Origin of the sequence: Laceyella sacchari (assembly GCF_024927925.1) — a bacterium.
GTDB classification, from domain to species: domain Bacteria; phylum Bacillota; class Bacilli; order Thermoactinomycetales; family Thermoactinomycetaceae; genus Laceyella; species Laceyella sacchari.
Genome location: NZ_CP103866.1, coordinates 1,542,624 through 1,560,461 on the forward strand (window position 1 = coordinate 1,542,624; position 17,838 = coordinate 1,560,461).

The following is a 17,838-nucleotide window of genomic DNA, read 5'->3' on the forward strand; positions in this document are numbered from 1 at the left end:
GCAAGGATGTGCGTGTCTGTCAAGGTAGATCGAGCGGAGGTGGTTCCTCTGGTGGAGTGAGCAGGTTGGGAGGGATTGGTTCTATAGGTGTGGGAGCGCTGTCTGGCAGGCGTTTAAGCGGGTCAGGCAACTCCGTTTCCCTGTTGTCGGTTAGCGGTTCGTTTTGGTTCGCCCGTTTCATTTATTCAACCTCCTTTAACAGTCAAAGACAAGCGTTCAAGCATAGTTGATTGCATACCTCGTTCATTTCATGCGGGTAATGAGCCATCCGGCCACAATGAAGAACAGAGGAATTCCCACCAAGTTTAGCAGGAAGGCATAGATCGTGGCTGACGGCACTTGCGTTGCATCAAAAAAATAGGACAGGTCCATTTGGATCACCTTTCTGCCTGGGGGCAAAAACTGGTTTATAGTATATTATTGGCCAATCAAGGTTGTTTTTAGTGATGGACGGGAGGCCAATTCAATTTGTATGAGACGCTTTACAAACATATGTTCGTATGGTAGAATACAAATATAAGCGCGAGACATCAAAGCTCTTGCGGCGGATGAATTTCACTTCTGAGCAAAAAGGAGAATCCAGATGCGTAAAGTCACCGAGAAAGACACCAAAGCGACGATCCTGAAGGCTCTCCGTGAAGCGGAGAAGAAAATTGCTGAGTTGGAGAAAGGAAAGCTAGATCCGGTTGCGGAAACGACGGCGAAAAAAACGGCGGAAACGATCACCAAAGCCAACAATATCGTGGAAGGGAACATTGAAGAGAAAATCTCCGATCTGTCAAAATCGGTCACTAGCTTGCTTAGCAAAATCAGTGATGACATCAAGACGCAAACGGCCAATCTCCAGACCGTCAAAGAAGCGATCGCCATCAAAGAGGCGGAGCTTAAGGAATTGTTCGGAATTGAAAAGCAAGCTCATACCCTCGCCGGGCTGGTCAACGCCCATCAAGAGTTGAAGCTGGAACAAGAAAAAGAATTGGTTGAGGCCAAAGAGAAAGCAACGGCCGAACTAAACGAGATCACGAACAAAATTAAGTCGGCGCGTGAAGAATACGAGGCGCTCATCAAAGAGCAAAAAGAGAAACTGGCTCAAAGTCAGAAGCGTGAACAAGAAGAATTCAAATACGACTTTGAAAGACATAAGAAACAAGCGTATGACCAACTAGAGGATGAGTTAGCGAGCAAACGCAAAGCATTTAACTTGGAACTCGAACAGAAAAACGCTGAGTTGAGTACATACAAAAAATCGCTGGACGAGCGTGAAAGCGAAATCGCAAAACGGGAGCAGAAGATGGATCAGCTTGAAGCTGAAGTGGCTGCCATTCCCGACAAAATCGCAGAGGTCAAGAAAGAAGCGTCAGCAAAAGCCGACGCCGAAATCAAAAAAGTTCTGGCTATCCGCGAAAATGTTCTCAAAAAGGAAGTGGAAGCCGACAGACGCATTCTGGAAACAGAGCGCGACAATTTGAAAGCACAGCTTGATACGGCGAATGAAACCATTTTGAATTTGCAAACGAAATTGGATGAAGCGTATAAGCGGATTCAAGAAATGGGTATTCAAATGGTGTCAAGCTCAAATGAATCCAAAGCGTTTGATAAGATTGCTGCATTGGTTTCCGATAAAAACAACAAGTGATGTAATCTGAAACAACGCTTTCCCATAAGATGGTTTTATATGAATCCTCTCTTAGTATTCGGCCGGAGGCACCTATCATGCACCCGGCCTCTTTTTTTGCCGGCTGTTTGCGCCAGCAATAAAGTGTCTCTAGATGGAGGAAAGGCACGATGTCAGGATGGCTCTTCGGGTTCCAATTGTAATAAAATAAGGTTGTGGAACCTAAAGTGATCATGAATGATAAGGTTCTCTCGATGTAAGTCAACCAGGTTTGAATAAGCTTGATGTTTGTTCATTAGACCACACGACATGGAAGGTGTCAGTTTTGAGGCTTGTTGCGTACCCTATCCTCTTTCGGTGAGCAGGAATCACTTGGCAGTAGAAATCTGAAGGTTCTATCAATTATCGCTCCAGTGGCACCGGATGGATGCCCGGTTGAGAAAGTACGGGCTTTGATGTAAGGGTTTTCAAGGCGGCTTTCCCCGGTCATCGGATAGGGCGGCAATCTCAAAAGAATCAATGCATTCATTGGAGGGATAAAATGGTGAATCGTGACATCAAAGGTATGCGGGATGTTGTGCAAAATAGCCGTTTAGTTCAACCCAACCCGGAAAAAGTGCGAGCGACACAGCTGGGAAGTATGGACGCTTTCCGCGAGCTGTTGGAGAGTTCATGGGAGAATCCCGCCGCTTTTTGGGATCAAGTGGCACGTGAATTGCATTGGTTTGAGCCGTGGACTGACACCATGTCAGGAGACTTTGCCGATTTTCGTTTTTTTACCGGTGGCGTCAGCAATCCCTGTTACAACTTATTGGACAGGCATGTTCAAGCGGGAGCCGGAAATAGGACAGCCTTGATTTGGGAAGGGGAAGATGGACCGGTTCGTTTTTATACTTATCAGATGCTTTTGGCCGAAGTAAACCGTTTTGCCAATGTGCTGAAGGAGTTTGGTGTGAAAAAAGGGGATCCGGTGGCCATTTATCTGCCTAACCTGCCGGAAGCCGTGATTGCTGTGTTAGCCTGTTTCCGTTTGGGGGCAGTGTATAACGCCGTTTTTTCCGGATTTTCTACTGAGTCGCTCAAAGACCGGCTCATCCATTTTGAACCGAAGTTGATCATTACCGCTGACGCTTCTTTGCGCAGGGGAAAACGCATTCCGTTGAAAGACAAGGTGGATCGTGTGATTCCCGCGGTCAACGGCGTTCAGACGGTGATTGTCGTCAATCGGCTGAACCAACCCGTGCACATGCAAGCAGGACGGGATTACTGGTGGCACGAGCTGGTGAAAGGAGCAAGCAATCAATGTGAACCGACAGGGGTCGAAGCCAATGAGCCGGGCATTGTCTTTTACACCAGCGGGACGACGGGAAACCCCAAAGGGGTGGTTCACGCTGGCATGGCCTTTGTAGTGCAAAATTACATTTACGCCAAATATCATATGGATCATCGCCAAGATGATGTTTTCTGGTGTACTGCCGACATCGGCTGGTTGACGATGCACATTTGGGGAATTGTCGGCGCGTTGGCCAATGGGGTTACAACGGTGGTGTATGAAGGGGCACCCAACTATCCCGAAGCGGACCGTTTTTATCAGATTATCGATCGCTATCGCATCAACAAGCTGTTCACTGCGCCGACGGCATTGCGTATGTTAAAAAGCCTTGGAAACGAAGCGTTGGCGCCTTATGACTTGTCATGTCTCGATGTCATCGCGTTGGTCGGGGAGCCGTTCGATCCGGAGACATGGCATTGGACGCGCGAAGTTTTGGGGAAAAACAACGTTTATGTTAATAACACATGGGGACAGACCGAAGTGGCCGGATGCCCTATCGCCGGGGCCGCTTGGTTGACTCCCATGAAGCCGGGTTCGGCTGGAATTCAATTTTTGGGCGCAGATATGGACGTGGTTGATGACAACGGCCAGCCGGTGCCTGCAGGGGTGCTGGGAAACTTAGTTATGCGTCGGCCGATGCCCATGCTGTGCCGGACGCTTTGGAAACAGCCAGAGCGCTACAAAGAGGCTTATTTTAGCCAAGTGCAAGGCTGTTATTTCGCCAGCGACATCGCGTTAAAAGACGAGGACGGTCATTTCTGGGTGGTGGGCCGCTCTGATGATGCCTTTAATGTCGCTGGCCACCGCCTCAGCACCATGGAAATGGAGAGCGCAGTATTGGCTTGCGCGGATGTTTCCGAGGCAGCTGTCATCGGGGTACCCGATCAAATCAAAGGGGAGATACCGATTGTGTTTGCCAAAGCAAACCAGGACATCTCTGCGGAGGAAGACCGATTGAGACAGGAAATAACCCAACGGATCATTGATAAAATCGGGGAGATCGCCAAGCCCGGTAAGGTGGTGTTCCTCGAAGAAATGCCAAAAACCGTCAGCGGTAAAATTATGCGTCGCCTGTTGAAAGAGGTGTGGGTTCATGGCGAAGTGGCCGGAGATGTGACTGGTTTGGAAGATCCGCAAGTGTTGGATGGGGTGAAGGCGAGCATCGCCAAGATCAAAACAGGTAGCTAACCTTGGTGCCTTCTCCCAGTGGTACACTGTGGGAGCGGGACCGCTGGCCTTGATGGAGCTGGCGGTCTTCTTTGCGAATCAGGGAGACGGTCATAAATGGGATTGAAACATATGGCAGAGTGATGGAAACTTCTTCCCAAAGGTTATAGATTTTTATTTGTTATTAATAGTAGAATAATCAATGAGAACTTATAAGTTTCTGTTTAAAGAGATAATTTACATCAAGGGTGAAGACATAGTGTTTTTTAAAAAAAAGAAACGAAAACGATTGCCGAATAAGAAGAGTATGTACAGTGTCGGCGAGATTGACGCTGTACAAGTTGTGAAAGTGTATGATGGGGATACCATTCGGGTACGGTTTAAGAACAACAAAGAGGAACGGGTGAGATTTTTATTGGTGGACACCCCCGAGACGAGTCATCCGCGCAAAGGGGTTGAACCTTATGGGGAAGAGGCTAAGTTGTTCACCAGATATATGATTAATCAGAGCCGCGTCGTTGAACTGGGATATGATGCGGAAAAAAGGGACCATTATGGCCGATTGCTAGCTTATGTCTATGTCGATCGCAAGCTGTTGCAGGAAGAGTTGGCCAAAAAGGGCTTGGCCCGGGTGAGCTACACCAGAAACCGCAATCCTGACATGGTGAGAAAGATGAAAGAGGCAGAACAGATGGCCAAGTCCAAGGGCAAGGGGATCTGGTCCAATAAAACGTATGTCGGTCGTTCCGGTTATCATCCTGAGAAGATGAATTGGATTGAGCGGACATACAAGCTGTTAAGAGGCAAGTTGTTGCGTGTCGTTTTAGATTCTTTCGTTTAATGCGCAAAATCGGGAATCGGCAGGAACCAGAGGAGAAAGGCAGACACTGGTAATGTGCCTGCCTTTTTGCGTTGGTTTAATCGGCGGGGTCTGCCAAAATTTCCACATAGCCGTTTGTTCCGTCCACGCGGATGTATTGCCCATCTTTCAAGCGCGTGGTGGCCTTTTCCACGCCGACCACAGCAGGGATGCCGTATTCTCTGGCTACGACGGAGCCGTGGGTCATCAAGCCGCCGACCTCTGTCACAAGCGCTTTGGCTGAGTGGAATAATGGTGTCCATCCAGGGTCCGTGTGAGGAGCGACCAAAATATCCCCTTTGTTCAATCGACCTTCTTCCAGGGTGCGGACGACTTTGACAAATCCTTCGACAATTCCTGCTGATGCGGGAATGCCGATCAATGCACCGAGAGGTGCTTTATCGTTGCGTCGGGCGGCGGTAAATATTTCACCATCGCTGGTCATAACGAGCGGGGGTGAAAGTTTGCTGTAGTGCGCTTCATGCAACTTGCGGGAGTCGATCAGCGATTGAGCGTCAGGTAAGCGGTGTTCCACCAAAGCGACCAATTCATCCAACGTGAAATAAAAGACATCTTCCTTTTGTTTCAACACACCTTGCTGGCATAGTAGTTCTGCTTCTTCCAAGATCGCTTCCCTGAAGAGGGCAAAATGCCGGATGATGATGTACTTGGGCAGTTCGCGGATGCCTACGTTATGGCGGTAAATGGAGATTAACCGCGCCAACCGTTTGGCTTTTCTCGCTCCGCCCCGTGTTTTTCTGATCCGGGACAGCAAAGATTGAATCGCTTCATGGGCTTCCTTTTCCCCGCGACTGAAATTTTCGCGATGCTCATTCACTTGATTGCTTCGGATATGGCTTAGAATGGACGGAACGAGCAATGTCGGTTTCTCACGGTATCGAACCCGCGTAATATCAATCTCTCCGGGAGCGCGCATGCCGTATTTTTCCATAAATGCAGAAAGTTTAGCTTGAAAGGCTTCCCCGCCTTCAATGTTGCGCAATCCCTCATAAAACGTTTCGTCTTGCGCTGTTTCGAGATATTGGAGCAATGCAGGGCAGTCTCTTGCCGCATCTGCCAAATCGCCGATCATCAAGCCCATTTCACTTGTGACATTACCTGGCGGAGATTTGTGCAGGGCGGGAGGCACTTCTTCTCCCAACCATTTCTTAACACACCGCTCCAAGATGACTCCTGCCATCAAACCTGCCAAGGTGCAAGCCAATGAATCTGCCAACGCCTTCAATACGTCTCGCGCCACACTTTCCTGTAGCGCCTTTATCCGTTCGGAGCCGGACAGGCCTATGAGCTTTAGTTTGCAACGAGCTAAATGTTGTTCATAGGTGATGTGCGCCTGTTTGGCTGCCTTCTGGGGGTCGCTGAAATAGAACAGTTTGACCCACCGGGGGATGACTCGGCCATAGACGGTAAAAAAACGTTTGAAGGTGTGGAAAAATTGACGTCTCACCCCTCGACGGGGAAGGCTTTGCTGAAACTCTTCCATCTGGATAGCCTTGGACAGAGCCAGGAGATCATCATCCAGCTCGGCATTTGCGCAAATTTTGTTTCGTATGGATGTGAGGTGCAAGGCAGGCGTGCAATCTAAGTACAATCTGCCGCCAGCTTCAACCATGCTGTGGCTTTCAGAATGGTCGGACTGTTTGTTGATTGGGATGAGGGTGCGTAAAACCGAAATCCCAAGCGGCTTCATATAGTCGGTCATCATCTGTTTGTGGCCGAATGAAAGATAGATTCGGAGAGAAGTATCTTTCGCGGGAGGGAGTGGGTATAGGGAGGTGATAGGCCGGCTTTGCAAAATGAAAAACCGGTCTCCTTCCAGACACCACTCGATGTCTTGCTCCGTGCCATAATGCTTTTTTATGCGTCGTCCAAGCTTGGCTAGTTCCAAGATTTTCTCGTCTGACAATGCTTGTTTTTGTCGATGTTCGGGAGGGAGATCTCTCGTTTCCGTACCACCCTGCGGCATGGCAAAGATGCCTTTTTCTTTTGTGGCGATTTGCTTGTCGCTGATTCGGTTACCGCGCACCTTATACAAATCAGCGGTGACCAATCCGGAAACAAAAGCTTCACCCAAGCCGAATCCGGCATCGATAGATACTGTGTTCCGGTGCCCGGTGATAGGGTCAGCAGTAAACATGATCCCTGAGACATCCGGAATTACCATCTGTTGCACGACGACCGATAAGCGGACGGAACGGTGGTCAAATCCGTTTTTGATGCGATAGACAATCGCGCGGTCAGTAAACAGGGAAGCCCAACACTTTTTAACCGCTTCTAAGAGAGAGTCAAACCCTTTTACGTTCAGATAAGTTTCCTGTTGCCCGGCAAAGGAAGCGGTAGGCAAGTCTTCAGCTGTCGCGCTAGAACGAACAGCATAAGCCCGTTCTGTCCCTTCCTTTTTCCATGCGTCGAACAGGGCAGATGTGAATGGTTCAGAAGGGGATAGGGAGAGCAGATGAGTGCGAATCCGTTGTCCCCATAAGCTAATCTGATCCAGCTGTTCCGGTTTAAACTTCGCAAGCTCGTTCAACCACTCATCAAACTCGTCGCTGGCACCAACAAAATCACGGTAAGCAGATGTTGTGATGCAAAAACCGGGGGGTACAGGAAATCCGGCTTTGCATAACTCACCGAGGTTGGCACCTTTGCCGCCGACTTCGCTCACATGCGTCTGATCAATCTCATGGAAATGCATAACATAAGTTTCCATGTCTCTACTCCTTAAACGCGAAGGGTATTGACCATACGGTCAATATCATCTTATCGCTCTTTGACCATATGGTCAATATGGGGATGCAATGGGGATAGGTTTGCAAAAAATATGGATTCATAGACTAGTTGCGCTTGGCTAGAAACGATTTGACCAAATAAGCGAGAAGCGGCAGAGAGAGAATGAAGAGCGCGGGGGCTTGTTCAGACAACACGTTGACAACTTCTTGCCATATCACGGTGTGTAGCCCCTTCCTGGCGGATTTGCGCATTATTATATGCAAACTTGGCCCAGGATAACACCATGGAGAGAGCGACCGCCATGCTGAATAGCCCAGCTGGTGTTGGTGCACCTTATGCAGTTCTTATGTGGATGATGCTGTCAGACTGATTGAAAAATGGATTGAATTTTCGGAATTAAGACGGCTTGTCTTTGATGATGATTTGCGATGTGATCAAAAACCCATCCCCCGGCAAAATGAGGGGGATGGGTTTTTTAAAAGAAGGTGTCGCAAACAGGGAAGTCCGCTTTGGGAAACAAGGCACGCAATGTTTGCGTCCATTGTGCATCCGAAAGGGTCGCTTTGCCGTAGTTGAGCAAGGTGTTGAGGGAGACTGCTCCGTACAGAAGCGCAGACAAATCGCTGATGTCCATGCGAACGACGGGTGCTTCGTCGACAAAGTCGCGCAACGCGGGCTTCCCATTTGTGAACGTAATGGTGAAGCGCTGTTCGTTTTCCGCCAAAAAAGTGTCTCTGATCTCGAAGGTGAAGGTGGCGTTCACATTGCCAAAGGGATAGATGGTTGATGTCGAGAGGGCGCGTTTGGCATCCAGGATACGAACCATGAGGCCGATTCCCGTCGTGCGAACCTCGTGCGACAACGGAGGGATCATATTGTATGTGTCATTACGTGGATCATCGAACAAATGATGAAATTCAGGATCCTGCACATAGAACACAATCCGCTGGAATTGGTCGGATTGGCTACGTAAAAAGGCGAAAAAAGCTTGGTGTGCAGCCGGATCTTCCGCAATCCATTGGTTGACGTGCAAGTCGTTATGGAAATCGTTTTTGGAATGATTGTTGCGGTACTGGAACCCCATGTATCCTTGAAGTCTATGTCTGTTGACATACCCGACTATGCGGTTTTGTTTCACGCTGAATAAGCGCTTAAGATCTTGGTCTGTTGCGGCAATCATCCCATGCGTTCGTTCTGTCACCCGACGATGCAAAGCCAACATGTCCGGAATGTCTGCTTCTGTCAAAAAAGTGAGCCGCTCTTTGCCTTGGCCGTTGGGGAGGGTGCTGGGGGTTATGCGGTATTCGTGCCACTCGGTGCCGAAGCCGAAGCCCATACGTTTGTAAAAATCTGGGCGGAACGAATAGAGGAAGGCAATGTGAGCGCCTTGATTGCGATAGTGCCGCAGGAAGTAAGTGACCAATTCTTTGGCGATTTTCTCCTTTTTGTGAAGCAAGTCCACCGCTATGCTGCCTACGCCTCCGGCTATTAGGTTGGAACCGTGCCAATGAACGGTATAGTCATACAAACGCATAACCCCCAACATTTGTTCATCGCGGTAATAGCCGTAAAAATGGGAGTTTCCCGGCTCTTTGATGGTGGCGGCAACTTGTTCCCTGAACGGTTGCACAACTTCTTCCCTTGTCGCGTCAAAAGATGGATAAGCATTGGCAACCAAAGTGATTAATCGGTCGATTTCGTTTTGTTTAATGGCGCGGATCACGCCCATTATGTTCATCCTCTCTTAAGTCCGTCGTACAGGCGGATTTTAAAAGTAAAGACACATGCGTTGAGGAGTTTGTCTGTCGCACCAACATAAAAAAATGAAAGAAATGCATGCTAAAGTAAAATTATATATATTTATAAAATTAAAATACAGGTGTTTTATAGAAAGAGGTCGAAATTGCTTGCTTTATATTAGTGGGTTGTGCCCATGAAGAAAGTAAGCAACCTAAGTTACGTTCTGCTACTATTCGTGTTCTGGATCAAGAAGGGAAAACCGTTTCTGGAGTAGCAGTCGGCATTACAGTGGTTATTATTGATAAGCCGATCGTCGTTGACTTGCGAAATAAAGGATACGGATTGGTCTGATTGCGCAAAAAAGCGGAAATAGCCAGCTACGCATCTGGCTCTTCCCGCTAAATAAATATTTTCGGCCCAATTCTATTGCGACAATTTGTTTCCTGAACGGTTGCATCGTTTCCATTATTGTGGCGTCAAGAGATGGAAAAAGCGCAGGTCACTTTGAGGGAGATCATTTAAACACAACATCTAACTGCCCGGACACATGTGCATTGGGGAGTTCGTCCTTCACATCAATATAAAAGTGTCCGACTTGCACATTGTCAAACAGCGCTTTGCCGCTAGCCAGGTTGTAATAGGTGGTGCAGGCACGGGTGTTGGCTTCGCAAAGGCGTACCCACAGTTTGGACGTGTCCTTAAGCTTCACGGTTTTGCCGTTAGTGTATTTGGCGTATAAAGGTTGGACAAGGACGATTTCTACATCCCCCACTACTTCGGGATTATAGACATGGCCGTCCCACTTTCCATCTTCCGTTTCAAAAGCATATCGCGGAACACTTGCAAAAACCGGGTTTGCGGTGAACGGGAGCAGTGCGGCTGCGGTGATGGTCGCCGCACACAAAATAGCGAAGGTTTTTTTCATTGGACTGATCCTTTCTTTCGATTTGTAAAGGGGTTAAAAAATGAGCTATGTTGCCAACTGGAGCGTGTCTGACAGGCCAGCGGCTCCAAAACCCTTTTCCCATTCGCTTTACTTGTGCATCGGCGCTCCTCGAGAAAAGGTTTTTCCCCCACTTCTTCCCTAACAACTTGATTTGCCAGACACCTCACTGGCGAAACATCGCTTTCATAGACTATTATATTCCAATTTTGATCATTCCGTCATCTTGATGACCATGTGAAGAATGGGAAGAGAATGGGGATGGGTGCTTTTGTCGACAATGGAAGAAAGAGCGTTTTATCCTTTCTGATCAAAGGGGTTGATTGCCAATGATGGAGAATGAAAATCAAAAAATCACGACCTTTTTAATGTTTGAAGGCAACGCCGAAGAAGCGATGAATTTTTATGTTTCTTTGTTCAAGCAGTCAGAAATCCTTACCTTGTCCCGTCATGAAGACGATGGGAGCGAGGCGAGTGGAAAAGTGGCGCAAGCGGTTTTCTCACTCAATGGACAACGGTTCATGTGCATAGACAGTCCTATCAAACATGAATTTAGCTTTACACCCGCGATTTCATTGTTTGTCACATGTGAGACAGAAAGTGAAGTTGACGAGTTGTTTGAGAAACTGTCCCAAGGCGGAGAAGTGCTTATGCCGTTAGATTCATATCCATTCAGTAAAAAATTCGCTTGGGTTGCTGATCGATTCGGTGTTTCTTGGCAATTAAGCTGGAATGGTTGAGCGGGAGTTTAGCCTTCCAGCTTGGAAGTAAGCGGATGAGATGGACTGGCGATGAATAGTTTTAAAAAAATTAAGGCATGTTATTGGAGTTCATTTGCTATGTTGTATAATGAAATAGGAAAAAGCCTTTTGTTGCTATTGGAAATTGGCATGTCGAAAGGGGCTAAAAATGAGCACAATGAAGCCACTTCCGCAAATCCTCGCCGAAAGCGAAGGAAATCGCATCGATGTCATTGCCCAGTATATCAATGAGCATATCACTGAAAACTGGAAAGCGATATTTGAAGAAAAGTACGAGCAATTGATGGATGCGTATAAAAAAGTAGGTGACCCTGCTTACGGAACATATTTGAACTTCTTGTTTTCACCAATTCACGAGCAATTGAAAGAGAGTGGGCTGAAACCGCTCCCCCGTCTGCCTGGTGATTTAAATATTTCCCGTGAATGGGGTAACACCAACGATTTCACTGACCAAGAGCGGTGGATGTGGAGTGTTATTGAAGAAGAAAATGGCGTCGCGGTAGGGACCATTGTTACGAAAGTTTATCATGATCATACACAACTGCGTGTTCCACGTCCTCCAGAGGTGTTCGCCTTGGCAGAAACTGATCAGGCTGATATCGTTGCTGCCCTGTCGCATCGGTCCGCTTCGTTTAGAGATGCGCGCGAGTTTAGAATAGAAGCTGAGAAATATATGAAAAACCGGGACGCTTGACCAGAAGTCAAGATCGGCCCGGCATGAATCATCGCTAAAGAGCGATGATTTTTTTGTGACTCTCCCGCAGTAACGCGAACACGGGCCAGCCATCAAAGGGAGTAAATGAGAATACGGCGTTATTTTCTTCTGGTGAAGATCTGAAAGGTGATGCCGAATCGGTCTGTCACCAAGGCATAGGCGGGGCTGAAGTACGTTTCTTCTAGCGGGATGCTCACATGACCGTTTTGCTTTAACACATCGTAAAGCTGTTGCGCTTTCCCTGTCGTGTTGACGGTGATGCAGATATTAACTTGATTTCCTTCGTGCAGGGTTTGCCCGGGAAAGGCGTCGCCGATCATCAACTCCGTGTCGCCCACTTTTAACACAGCGTGCGCGATTTTTTCTTTCATTTCTGCAGGAAGAGGATGATCCGGATTTTCCGGCCCTTCCCCCAGGGTCTGGCAGAAAAGAATCTCCGCATCAAGCACCTCTTCATAAAAGCATATTGCTTCTCGCGCATTTCCATCAAAAAAAACATAAGGGGTCAACTGCATTGTCATGGTATACCCACTCCTCACATTCAATGGATTGATGCCAAGCCCGCTCACTGATAAAGAAGCGAGCAAGGTTCGGCTTGGTGCCCATTGTAGCTTATAATGGTGACAGCTATTGTCATAAAATCGATCGAATGGAGGATCGTGATGCCCAAAGCGAAACGGTTGCTGGAATTGATGATGACAGTCAACCGCAAACGGAAGTTTACAGCCAAGGAATTGGCGGAGGAATTCGGTGTCTCAACGAGAACCATATTGCGGGATTTACAGGAGTTAAGTGAGTTGGGGGTGCCCTTGTATTCTGAAGTGGGACCGCACGGAGGTTATCACGTGTTGAATGAAAGAAGCCTCCCTCCCATCTCGTTTACCGAAGAAGAGGCAATTGCCATCTTTTTTTCCGTTTATGCGTTGCGCCATTATCTGTCCATTCCTTTTGAAGCGGAAATCTCATCTGCGTTGAATAAATTCACTTCTTACATGACTAATGACATACGTGACCGAATTGAACAAATGAAGAATCGCGTCGATTTCATCACACCGATGAGGCGGGGGGAAAGTCCTCATTTATCCAGATTGCTCGAAGGAGCCATTCACCAGCAAGTGCTTTTGATTGAGTATGAGGCGAAGGAAGGGAAAGTTAGCCGGCACATCCAACCGATTGGCATTTATGCGCGAGATGGCATATGGTATTGCCCCGCCCATTGTTTTTGGCGTGGTGGGTATCGCGTGTTCCGATGTGATCGGATCAAGTCGGTTGCACAGGCATCTTCAAATGTGAAACCACGGGACATACGACACGTTCACCTCGGCAATGTCCAACCTGTGACCCAAGCGGAGCCGATGGTTCACGTGCGAGTGGAATTGAATGAAGAGGGCGTGCGAAAGTGTGAGACCGAATGGTGGCTGGCAAATCATTTGCATCATCAAGAGGATGGTGGAGGGTGGGTGGACGGTCATTTTTCCAAAAGAGATCTTCCCTTTCTGGCCAAATTTTTTATGGGGTTGGGAGAAGATGCGACAGTGCGGCAACCGCTGGAATTGGTGCATGGTATGAAGGAAATTCTTTCCCGGCTCATGAACAAATACGCTGTGGTGCCGGCTGGCGAAGGGAGCAAGACTGGTGAGGGGGCAAGTGATGAGCCAAGTGATCCGTAAAGATATTTTTGAGCGGGTAGAAACACTTTTTTCAAAAAGAATTGTAGATAGTGAACCCATTCACCGTGGGTTGCTTAATTTGAAGTGGATTGTGCGCTTTGCTGATGGTGTGTCCGTTTTTGTCAAGCAATACAACCAACGCCGGCATGGAAAAAAACTTCCCTTTATCAACAAGGCCTTGTTTATCCAAGAGTCGGTACGGAAGCAAGGAATTCGATGCCCAATGGTTTATTCGTTTGGCGGGAAGCGGTTGCTGACATCAAGCAATGGGGAAGTGTTTGCAGTGCAAGAGAAAATGGATGGGGAGGTCGTGGCTCCGGGGCAAGCAACGGTGGAACAGATGCATTCCCTTGGGAAGGAGTTGGGGAAATTGCATCAGGCGTTGAAACAGATTCCACCGGCCGAGCTCGCTTGGAAGCCGGATCGCTCGCGCTTGTTGCAAAAATGGAATAAACAGATGGCTCTTGCGCAAATTTTCCAACCATCCGAGCGTGTGATGCAGCTACTCCACAGACAAAAGCAAATTTTGGACACGCTGGACTTTTCCCGATTTGACCGATGTCGCCTAGGATGGACCCATTGGGATTGCCATTTTGACAACTTTTTGTTTGCAAATGAGCGAGTTGCCGCTATTTTGGACTTTGATCGCATGCGTTATGTTTACCCCGACCTCGATGTTGCGAGAGCCTTGTTGTCAGGTAGTGTAGACGGCCAGCGAGGAATGGTGCGAGCGAAAGCGTTGGCATTCCTCAGCGGATATCGGGAAGTTGTGCCCGGGTACTCGGCGGAGAGGGCAGTGCGAGCGTTGCGTCTTTTGTGGACAAAAGAATCAGGCTGGTGGATCACCGCGGACATTGAGGAGCGAAGCGCCAATCCGCGGCGGTTCATGGTGGAGATCGAGTGGTTGCAGCAACATTGGCATGAGTTGGATGACTTCTTGGGTGAATGAGCGTTGCCATCTGCCAAGTTTCTTACCGTCTCATGTGTCGCACATGTAAAAGTCATGCACAAAGGACCATAGGCTATGCCCATGGCCTTTTTCTGCCTGAACAGGTTGTGACTGACCGCGCGGTGGGTGGTTGACCAATCATTGCGTGATGAGCTGACTTGTGCCGGACAAGGGGAAGACAAATAGAAAAGGATTGTTCAATTAATAGAGTTTTGATACAATTTTTAGAAAAGACCGGGAGGCAGTGCATGATTAACTATCCATCTTTTAAAACAGGTATGACCATTGGGATTACTGCCCCTTCCTCCGGGGTGCCGACAGAACTGCATGCGGTGCTGGACAGCTCGATCAGGCGACTGGAGGAGAGGAGCTTTCATATTGTTTGCGGAGAAACCGCCTTTACGCAAGAAAAAGCGAAGTCAGCATCAGCGAAGAAACGCGCAGCTGAATTTAATCGCATGATGAGCGATGATCAGATTCAGGCGATCATTCCCCCTTGGGGCGGCGAACTCCTCATCGAGATCTTGGAGCATGTCGATTTTGAAAAAATGAAGAACAAGTGGGTGTTGGGTTATTCCGATACCAGTGTGCTGTTGCTGGCTATTACGTTGACAACGGGGATCGCTACGGCACATGGCCCTAATCTCGTTGATCTTCGCGGGGAATACTGGGATGAGACTACCGGCGCTTGGCTCGATGTCTTGTCCACCGAGCGGGGTGCCTCCATCCTTCAGTACTCCTCCACCAAATATCAAGAAAAATGGCAACATGACAATCCAACCCCTTGTCTCTTTCATTTGACAGAACCAACACACTGGAAAGTGATATCCCATACCAAAGCGAAGGTACAAGGGCGGTTGCTCGGCGGATGCGTTGATGTGATCAGGCACTTGATTGGCACACCGTATGGCGACGTGGGGAAATTCAGAAAGGCTTTTATTGATGGGGAACCCATACTTTGGTTTTTTGAGAATTGCGAACTGGTGACTACCGATTTGCGCAGATCATTGGTGCAAATGAAGTTGGCCGGGTGGTTTGAAGGGTGTTCAGGCATCCTGTTTGGCCGTAGCTCCGCCAATCAACCCGTGCAAGGTTATACGGTGGAAGATGTTTATCAGGAACTGGCGGATGAGCTTCAAGTACCTGTCATATACGATATGGATTGTGGACATGTTCCGCCGCAAATCACGTTTATCAATGGCGCCTATGCCGAAGTGGAAGTGGCTCAAGGAAAGGGGTTCGTCAAGCAGTATTTTAGATGATCTCCTTTCTGCTCATCATGAAAAAGGACAATGATTGCATTGTTTAATTTACACTGAACGGAGGGTCACTTATGGCATTCTCATTCCGATTCGACCCTTTGCAATCATAAATAATATTGTGTTCAAAGGTTCTGCTTTTGGGCAGGGAATCGGAATGGGTTGGCCTGTTTGTAAGGTAATCCGCTATACTATACAGCGATATTACGCCTGCAAACCCTCAACTGGTGGGGGAAGGGATGTGTTACGGCCACCCTGATCAGGATGGGGAAGGCCTTCACTTTTTGGGCCATTGTAGACGAGTATGTACGGAATTTTAACCATTTTCCGATTACCTAACCACAGGCAGACAACCTGTGGGTTTTTTAGTTGCCCTCTTTCACAGGGGACAACCAAGGCCCGGACAATGCGACCCGGAAAGATGACCACGTACAAGAAAAGGAGGGGAAAAACGATGACGTTGAGCGATAAACAAGTGGTGGAAGTGGCCCGGCGGCATGGCCTGATGGTGAGAGAAGACGCATTGACACGGAATGAGTCCGGCCTTGACTTTTCCGTCGTGTTTGCCGTGGACGAGCAAGGAGAACAATGGGTTTTGCGTCTGCCGAGGCGCCCTGATGTGGTTCCGACCGCCAGGAAAGAAAAGGCGATTCTCGATTTCTTGGATGGGAAGATTCCGGTGCAAACGCCACAATGGACGGTTTTTTCCGATGGATTGATCGCTTACAAGCGTCTCGCAGGCGTACCTGCCGCAACGATTGATCCAGAAGCAAAAGCGTATGTGTGGGAGATCGATGAGCATAATGTGCCAGACATCTTTTATGAAACCTTGGGCCGGGCCATGGCTGCCTTGCATCGCACCAATCCTGACCAGGCCAGACAAGCTGGCTTGACCGTGCATGCTGCAGGGGAACTGCGAGAGGCGATGCGACAGAGGATGGAGAAAGTCAAGGTGCATTTCGGTGTAAGCCAACCCCTTTGGGACCGTTGGCAGAAATGGTTGGCCAATGATGTGCTTTGGCCGAAACAGACTGCATTGATCCATGGCGATTTGCATGTCGGACACATTTTAGTTGACAGAGAAGCCCGTGTTACGGGAATCATCGATTGGATGGAAGCGCGCGTTGACGATCCGGCCAATGATTTTGTCGTCCATCTTTCACTCTTTGGAGAGGGTGGGCTACAAAAATTGATTGATGCGTATCAAAAAAACGGTGGAGTGGTTTGGCCAACGATGGTTGAGCATATTATCGAATTGCAAGCAGCCTATCCTGTCGCTATTGCTGAATTCGCAATGAAATCCGGGTTGGCAGAGTATGAAACCATGGCTAAGCAAACACTCGGCGTGGAAACATAGAGGCTCGTGTGTTGTGTGAATGAAGGTTTGGGTACTTACTGCCCAAGCCTTCGCAAAATAAAATGATGATGCAAAATGGCAAAACTCAAAACGAAAATAAATCAGTGTGCTTTGATCTTACATAGGGGGTAGAACATGGAGATGAAAAAACGGCTTGGTATACATATTGAGGGTTGTATTTATGCTGTAGATGAACATGTTGACATTGATCATGATGAATTTTTGGATAAGTTTATTGACTTTGTAGAGGCAAATGGGTGGATGTTTGGTGGAGGAACATATCAAGTCGATGAGGAAGGGGAGGCAGTAGATAATTAGATAGATGTTATGTAGAGGAGGGAAGAAAAGCTCTCCTTTCTTTTATCTGTAAATTGGATTTTTCAGTCAAGTTGCACACTTGGTTCCTCTCATTCAGGTATAATAAAAAAGACCAAGGGAGCCAATTTAAACATAGTTGATTCTCTGCATTCATGAAATATCCAGCTGTAATAAAGTTATCTAAATTTGGGAGGTGTATATATGAGCAAAACGGGAACACATGGTGCAGCTTCCTTCGGTTTGGCTTGTTTTGATTGAGGATTCTTTTCTAATCACTCACAGTAGCTGTTTTCTTTTTACACTCCTCAGCTTCATTTATTTCTTTTATATCCTTTTATGTTTAAGTGAAACCAGGTTGTCGCTTTCTTTTCATGGACATGGCAACTCATATAAAATAAAAA

General features: G+C 47.8%; 16 protein-coding genes. 10 read left to right on the forward strand and 6 right to left on the reverse strand.

Features of this window, described 5'->3' with window-relative positions; genetic code table 11:
• Positions 1-19: 19 nt before the first annotated feature.
• Together NYR52_RS07805 and NYR52_RS07810 are read right to left on the reverse strand one after the other, a co-directional pair.
• On the reverse strand, positions 20-181 hold the full coding sequence (locus NYR52_RS07805; protein ID WP_158283240.1) for a hypothetical protein: 162 nt from the start codon (positions 179-181) through the stop codon (positions 20-22).
• A 62-nt stretch (positions 182-243) separates the two neighbouring features.
• Positions 244-372 carry a hypothetical protein gene (locus NYR52_RS07810; RefSeq protein ID WP_022738097.1) on the reverse strand — a complete coding sequence of 43 codons (129 nt, stop codon included), beginning with the start codon at positions 370-372 and terminating at the stop codon, positions 244-246.
• Positions 373-583: 211 nt separating this feature from the next.
• On the opposite strand from NYR52_RS07810, the gene NYR52_RS07815 reads away from it, so the two are divergent.
• The 3 genes from NYR52_RS07815 (at position 584) to NYR52_RS07825 (ending at position 4,956) form a co-directional block, all read left to right on the forward strand.
• Entirely contained in the window at positions 584-1,636 is a 1,053-nt protein-coding gene (locus tag NYR52_RS07815) for a coiled-coil domain-containing protein (RefSeq protein WP_132220258.1), read from the forward strand.
• Between the two features lie 520 nt (positions 1,637-2,156).
• Complete coding sequence (locus NYR52_RS07820) at positions 2,157-4,136, forward strand: acetate--CoA ligase (protein WP_132220259.1); 1,980 nt, start codon at positions 2,157-2,159, stop codon at positions 4,134-4,136.
• Between the two features lie 238 nt (positions 4,137-4,374).
• Positions 4,375-4,956: a thermonuclease family protein gene (locus NYR52_RS07825; RefSeq protein WP_158283241.1), complete on the forward strand. Its 582-nt coding sequence runs from the start codon at positions 4,375-4,377 to the stop codon at positions 4,954-4,956.
• A 76-nt stretch (positions 4,957-5,032) separates the two neighbouring features.
• Here NYR52_RS07825 and NYR52_RS07830 read toward each other — a convergent pair whose 3' ends face one another.
• The 3 genes from NYR52_RS07830 to NYR52_RS07840 form a co-directional block, all read right to left on the reverse strand.
• Positions 5,033-7,705 carry a phosphoenolpyruvate synthase gene (locus NYR52_RS07830; RefSeq protein WP_259436644.1) on the reverse strand — a complete coding sequence of 891 codons (2,673 nt, stop codon included), beginning with the start codon at positions 7,703-7,705 and terminating at the stop codon, positions 5,033-5,035.
• Between the two features lie 495 nt (positions 7,706-8,200).
• Positions 8,201-9,454 carry a GNAT family N-acetyltransferase gene (locus NYR52_RS07835; RefSeq protein ID WP_259436645.1) on the reverse strand — a complete coding sequence of 418 codons (1,254 nt, stop codon included), beginning with the start codon at positions 9,452-9,454 and terminating at the stop codon, positions 8,201-8,203.
• 525 nt (positions 9,455-9,979) lie between these two features.
• A complete protein-coding gene (locus NYR52_RS07840) occupies positions 9,980-10,390 on the reverse strand; it encodes a hypothetical protein (protein WP_132220263.1) in 411 nt (136 codons plus the stop codon).
• A 350-nt stretch (positions 10,391-10,740) separates the two neighbouring features.
• Here NYR52_RS07840 and NYR52_RS07845 point away from each other — a divergent pair, with 350 nt between their 5' ends.
• Entirely contained in the window at positions 10,741-11,148 is a 408-nt protein-coding gene (locus tag NYR52_RS07845) for a VOC family protein (protein ID WP_132220970.1), read from the forward strand.
• Positions 11,149-11,317: 169 nt separating this feature from the next.
• The gene (locus tag NYR52_RS07850) at positions 11,318-11,863 is read left to right on the forward strand and encodes a DUF6022 family protein (protein ID WP_259436646.1); all 546 of its coding nucleotides are present in this window, start codon (positions 11,318-11,320) and stop codon (positions 11,861-11,863) included.
• Between the two features lie 119 nt (positions 11,864-11,982).
• Here the strand turns inward: NYR52_RS07850 and NYR52_RS07855 are convergent, their stop codons facing one another.
• The gene (locus NYR52_RS07855) at positions 11,983-12,405 is read right to left on the reverse strand and encodes a VOC family protein (protein ID WP_132220265.1); all 423 of its coding nucleotides are present in this window, start codon (positions 12,403-12,405) and stop codon (positions 11,983-11,985) included.
• Between the two features lie 141 nt (positions 12,406-12,546).
• Between NYR52_RS07855 and NYR52_RS07860 the strand changes: the two genes are divergently transcribed.
• The 5 genes from NYR52_RS07860 (at position 12,547) to NYR52_RS07880 (ending at position 17,437) form a co-directional block, all read left to right on the forward strand.
• Positions 12,547-13,554 carry a helix-turn-helix transcriptional regulator gene (locus tag NYR52_RS07860; protein WP_259436647.1) on the forward strand — a complete coding sequence of 336 codons (1,008 nt, stop codon included), beginning with the start codon at positions 12,547-12,549 and terminating at the stop codon, positions 13,552-13,554.
• Positions 13,535-14,503 carry a phosphotransferase gene (locus tag NYR52_RS07865; RefSeq protein ID WP_259436648.1) on the forward strand — a complete coding sequence of 323 codons (969 nt, stop codon included), beginning with the start codon at positions 13,535-13,537 and terminating at the stop codon, positions 14,501-14,503. The genes NYR52_RS07860 and NYR52_RS07865 overlap by 20 nt, the downstream gene beginning before the upstream one ends.
• A gap of 248 nt (positions 14,504-14,751) precedes the next feature.
• Positions 14,752-15,765, forward strand: a complete 1,014-nt coding sequence (locus NYR52_RS07870) for a S66 family peptidase (protein ID WP_259436649.1) — start codon at positions 14,752-14,754, stop codon at positions 15,763-15,765.
• A 451-nt stretch (positions 15,766-16,216) separates the two neighbouring features.
• Entirely contained in the window at positions 16,217-17,119 is a 903-nt protein-coding gene (locus NYR52_RS07875) for a macrolide 2'-phosphotransferase (protein ID WP_022738074.1), read from the forward strand.
• Between the two features lie 135 nt (positions 17,120-17,254).
• Positions 17,255-17,437, forward strand: a complete 183-nt coding sequence (locus NYR52_RS07880) for a YggL 50S ribosome-binding family protein (protein WP_022738072.1) — start codon at positions 17,255-17,257, stop codon at positions 17,435-17,437.
• Positions 17,438-17,838 lie beyond the last annotated feature (401 nt).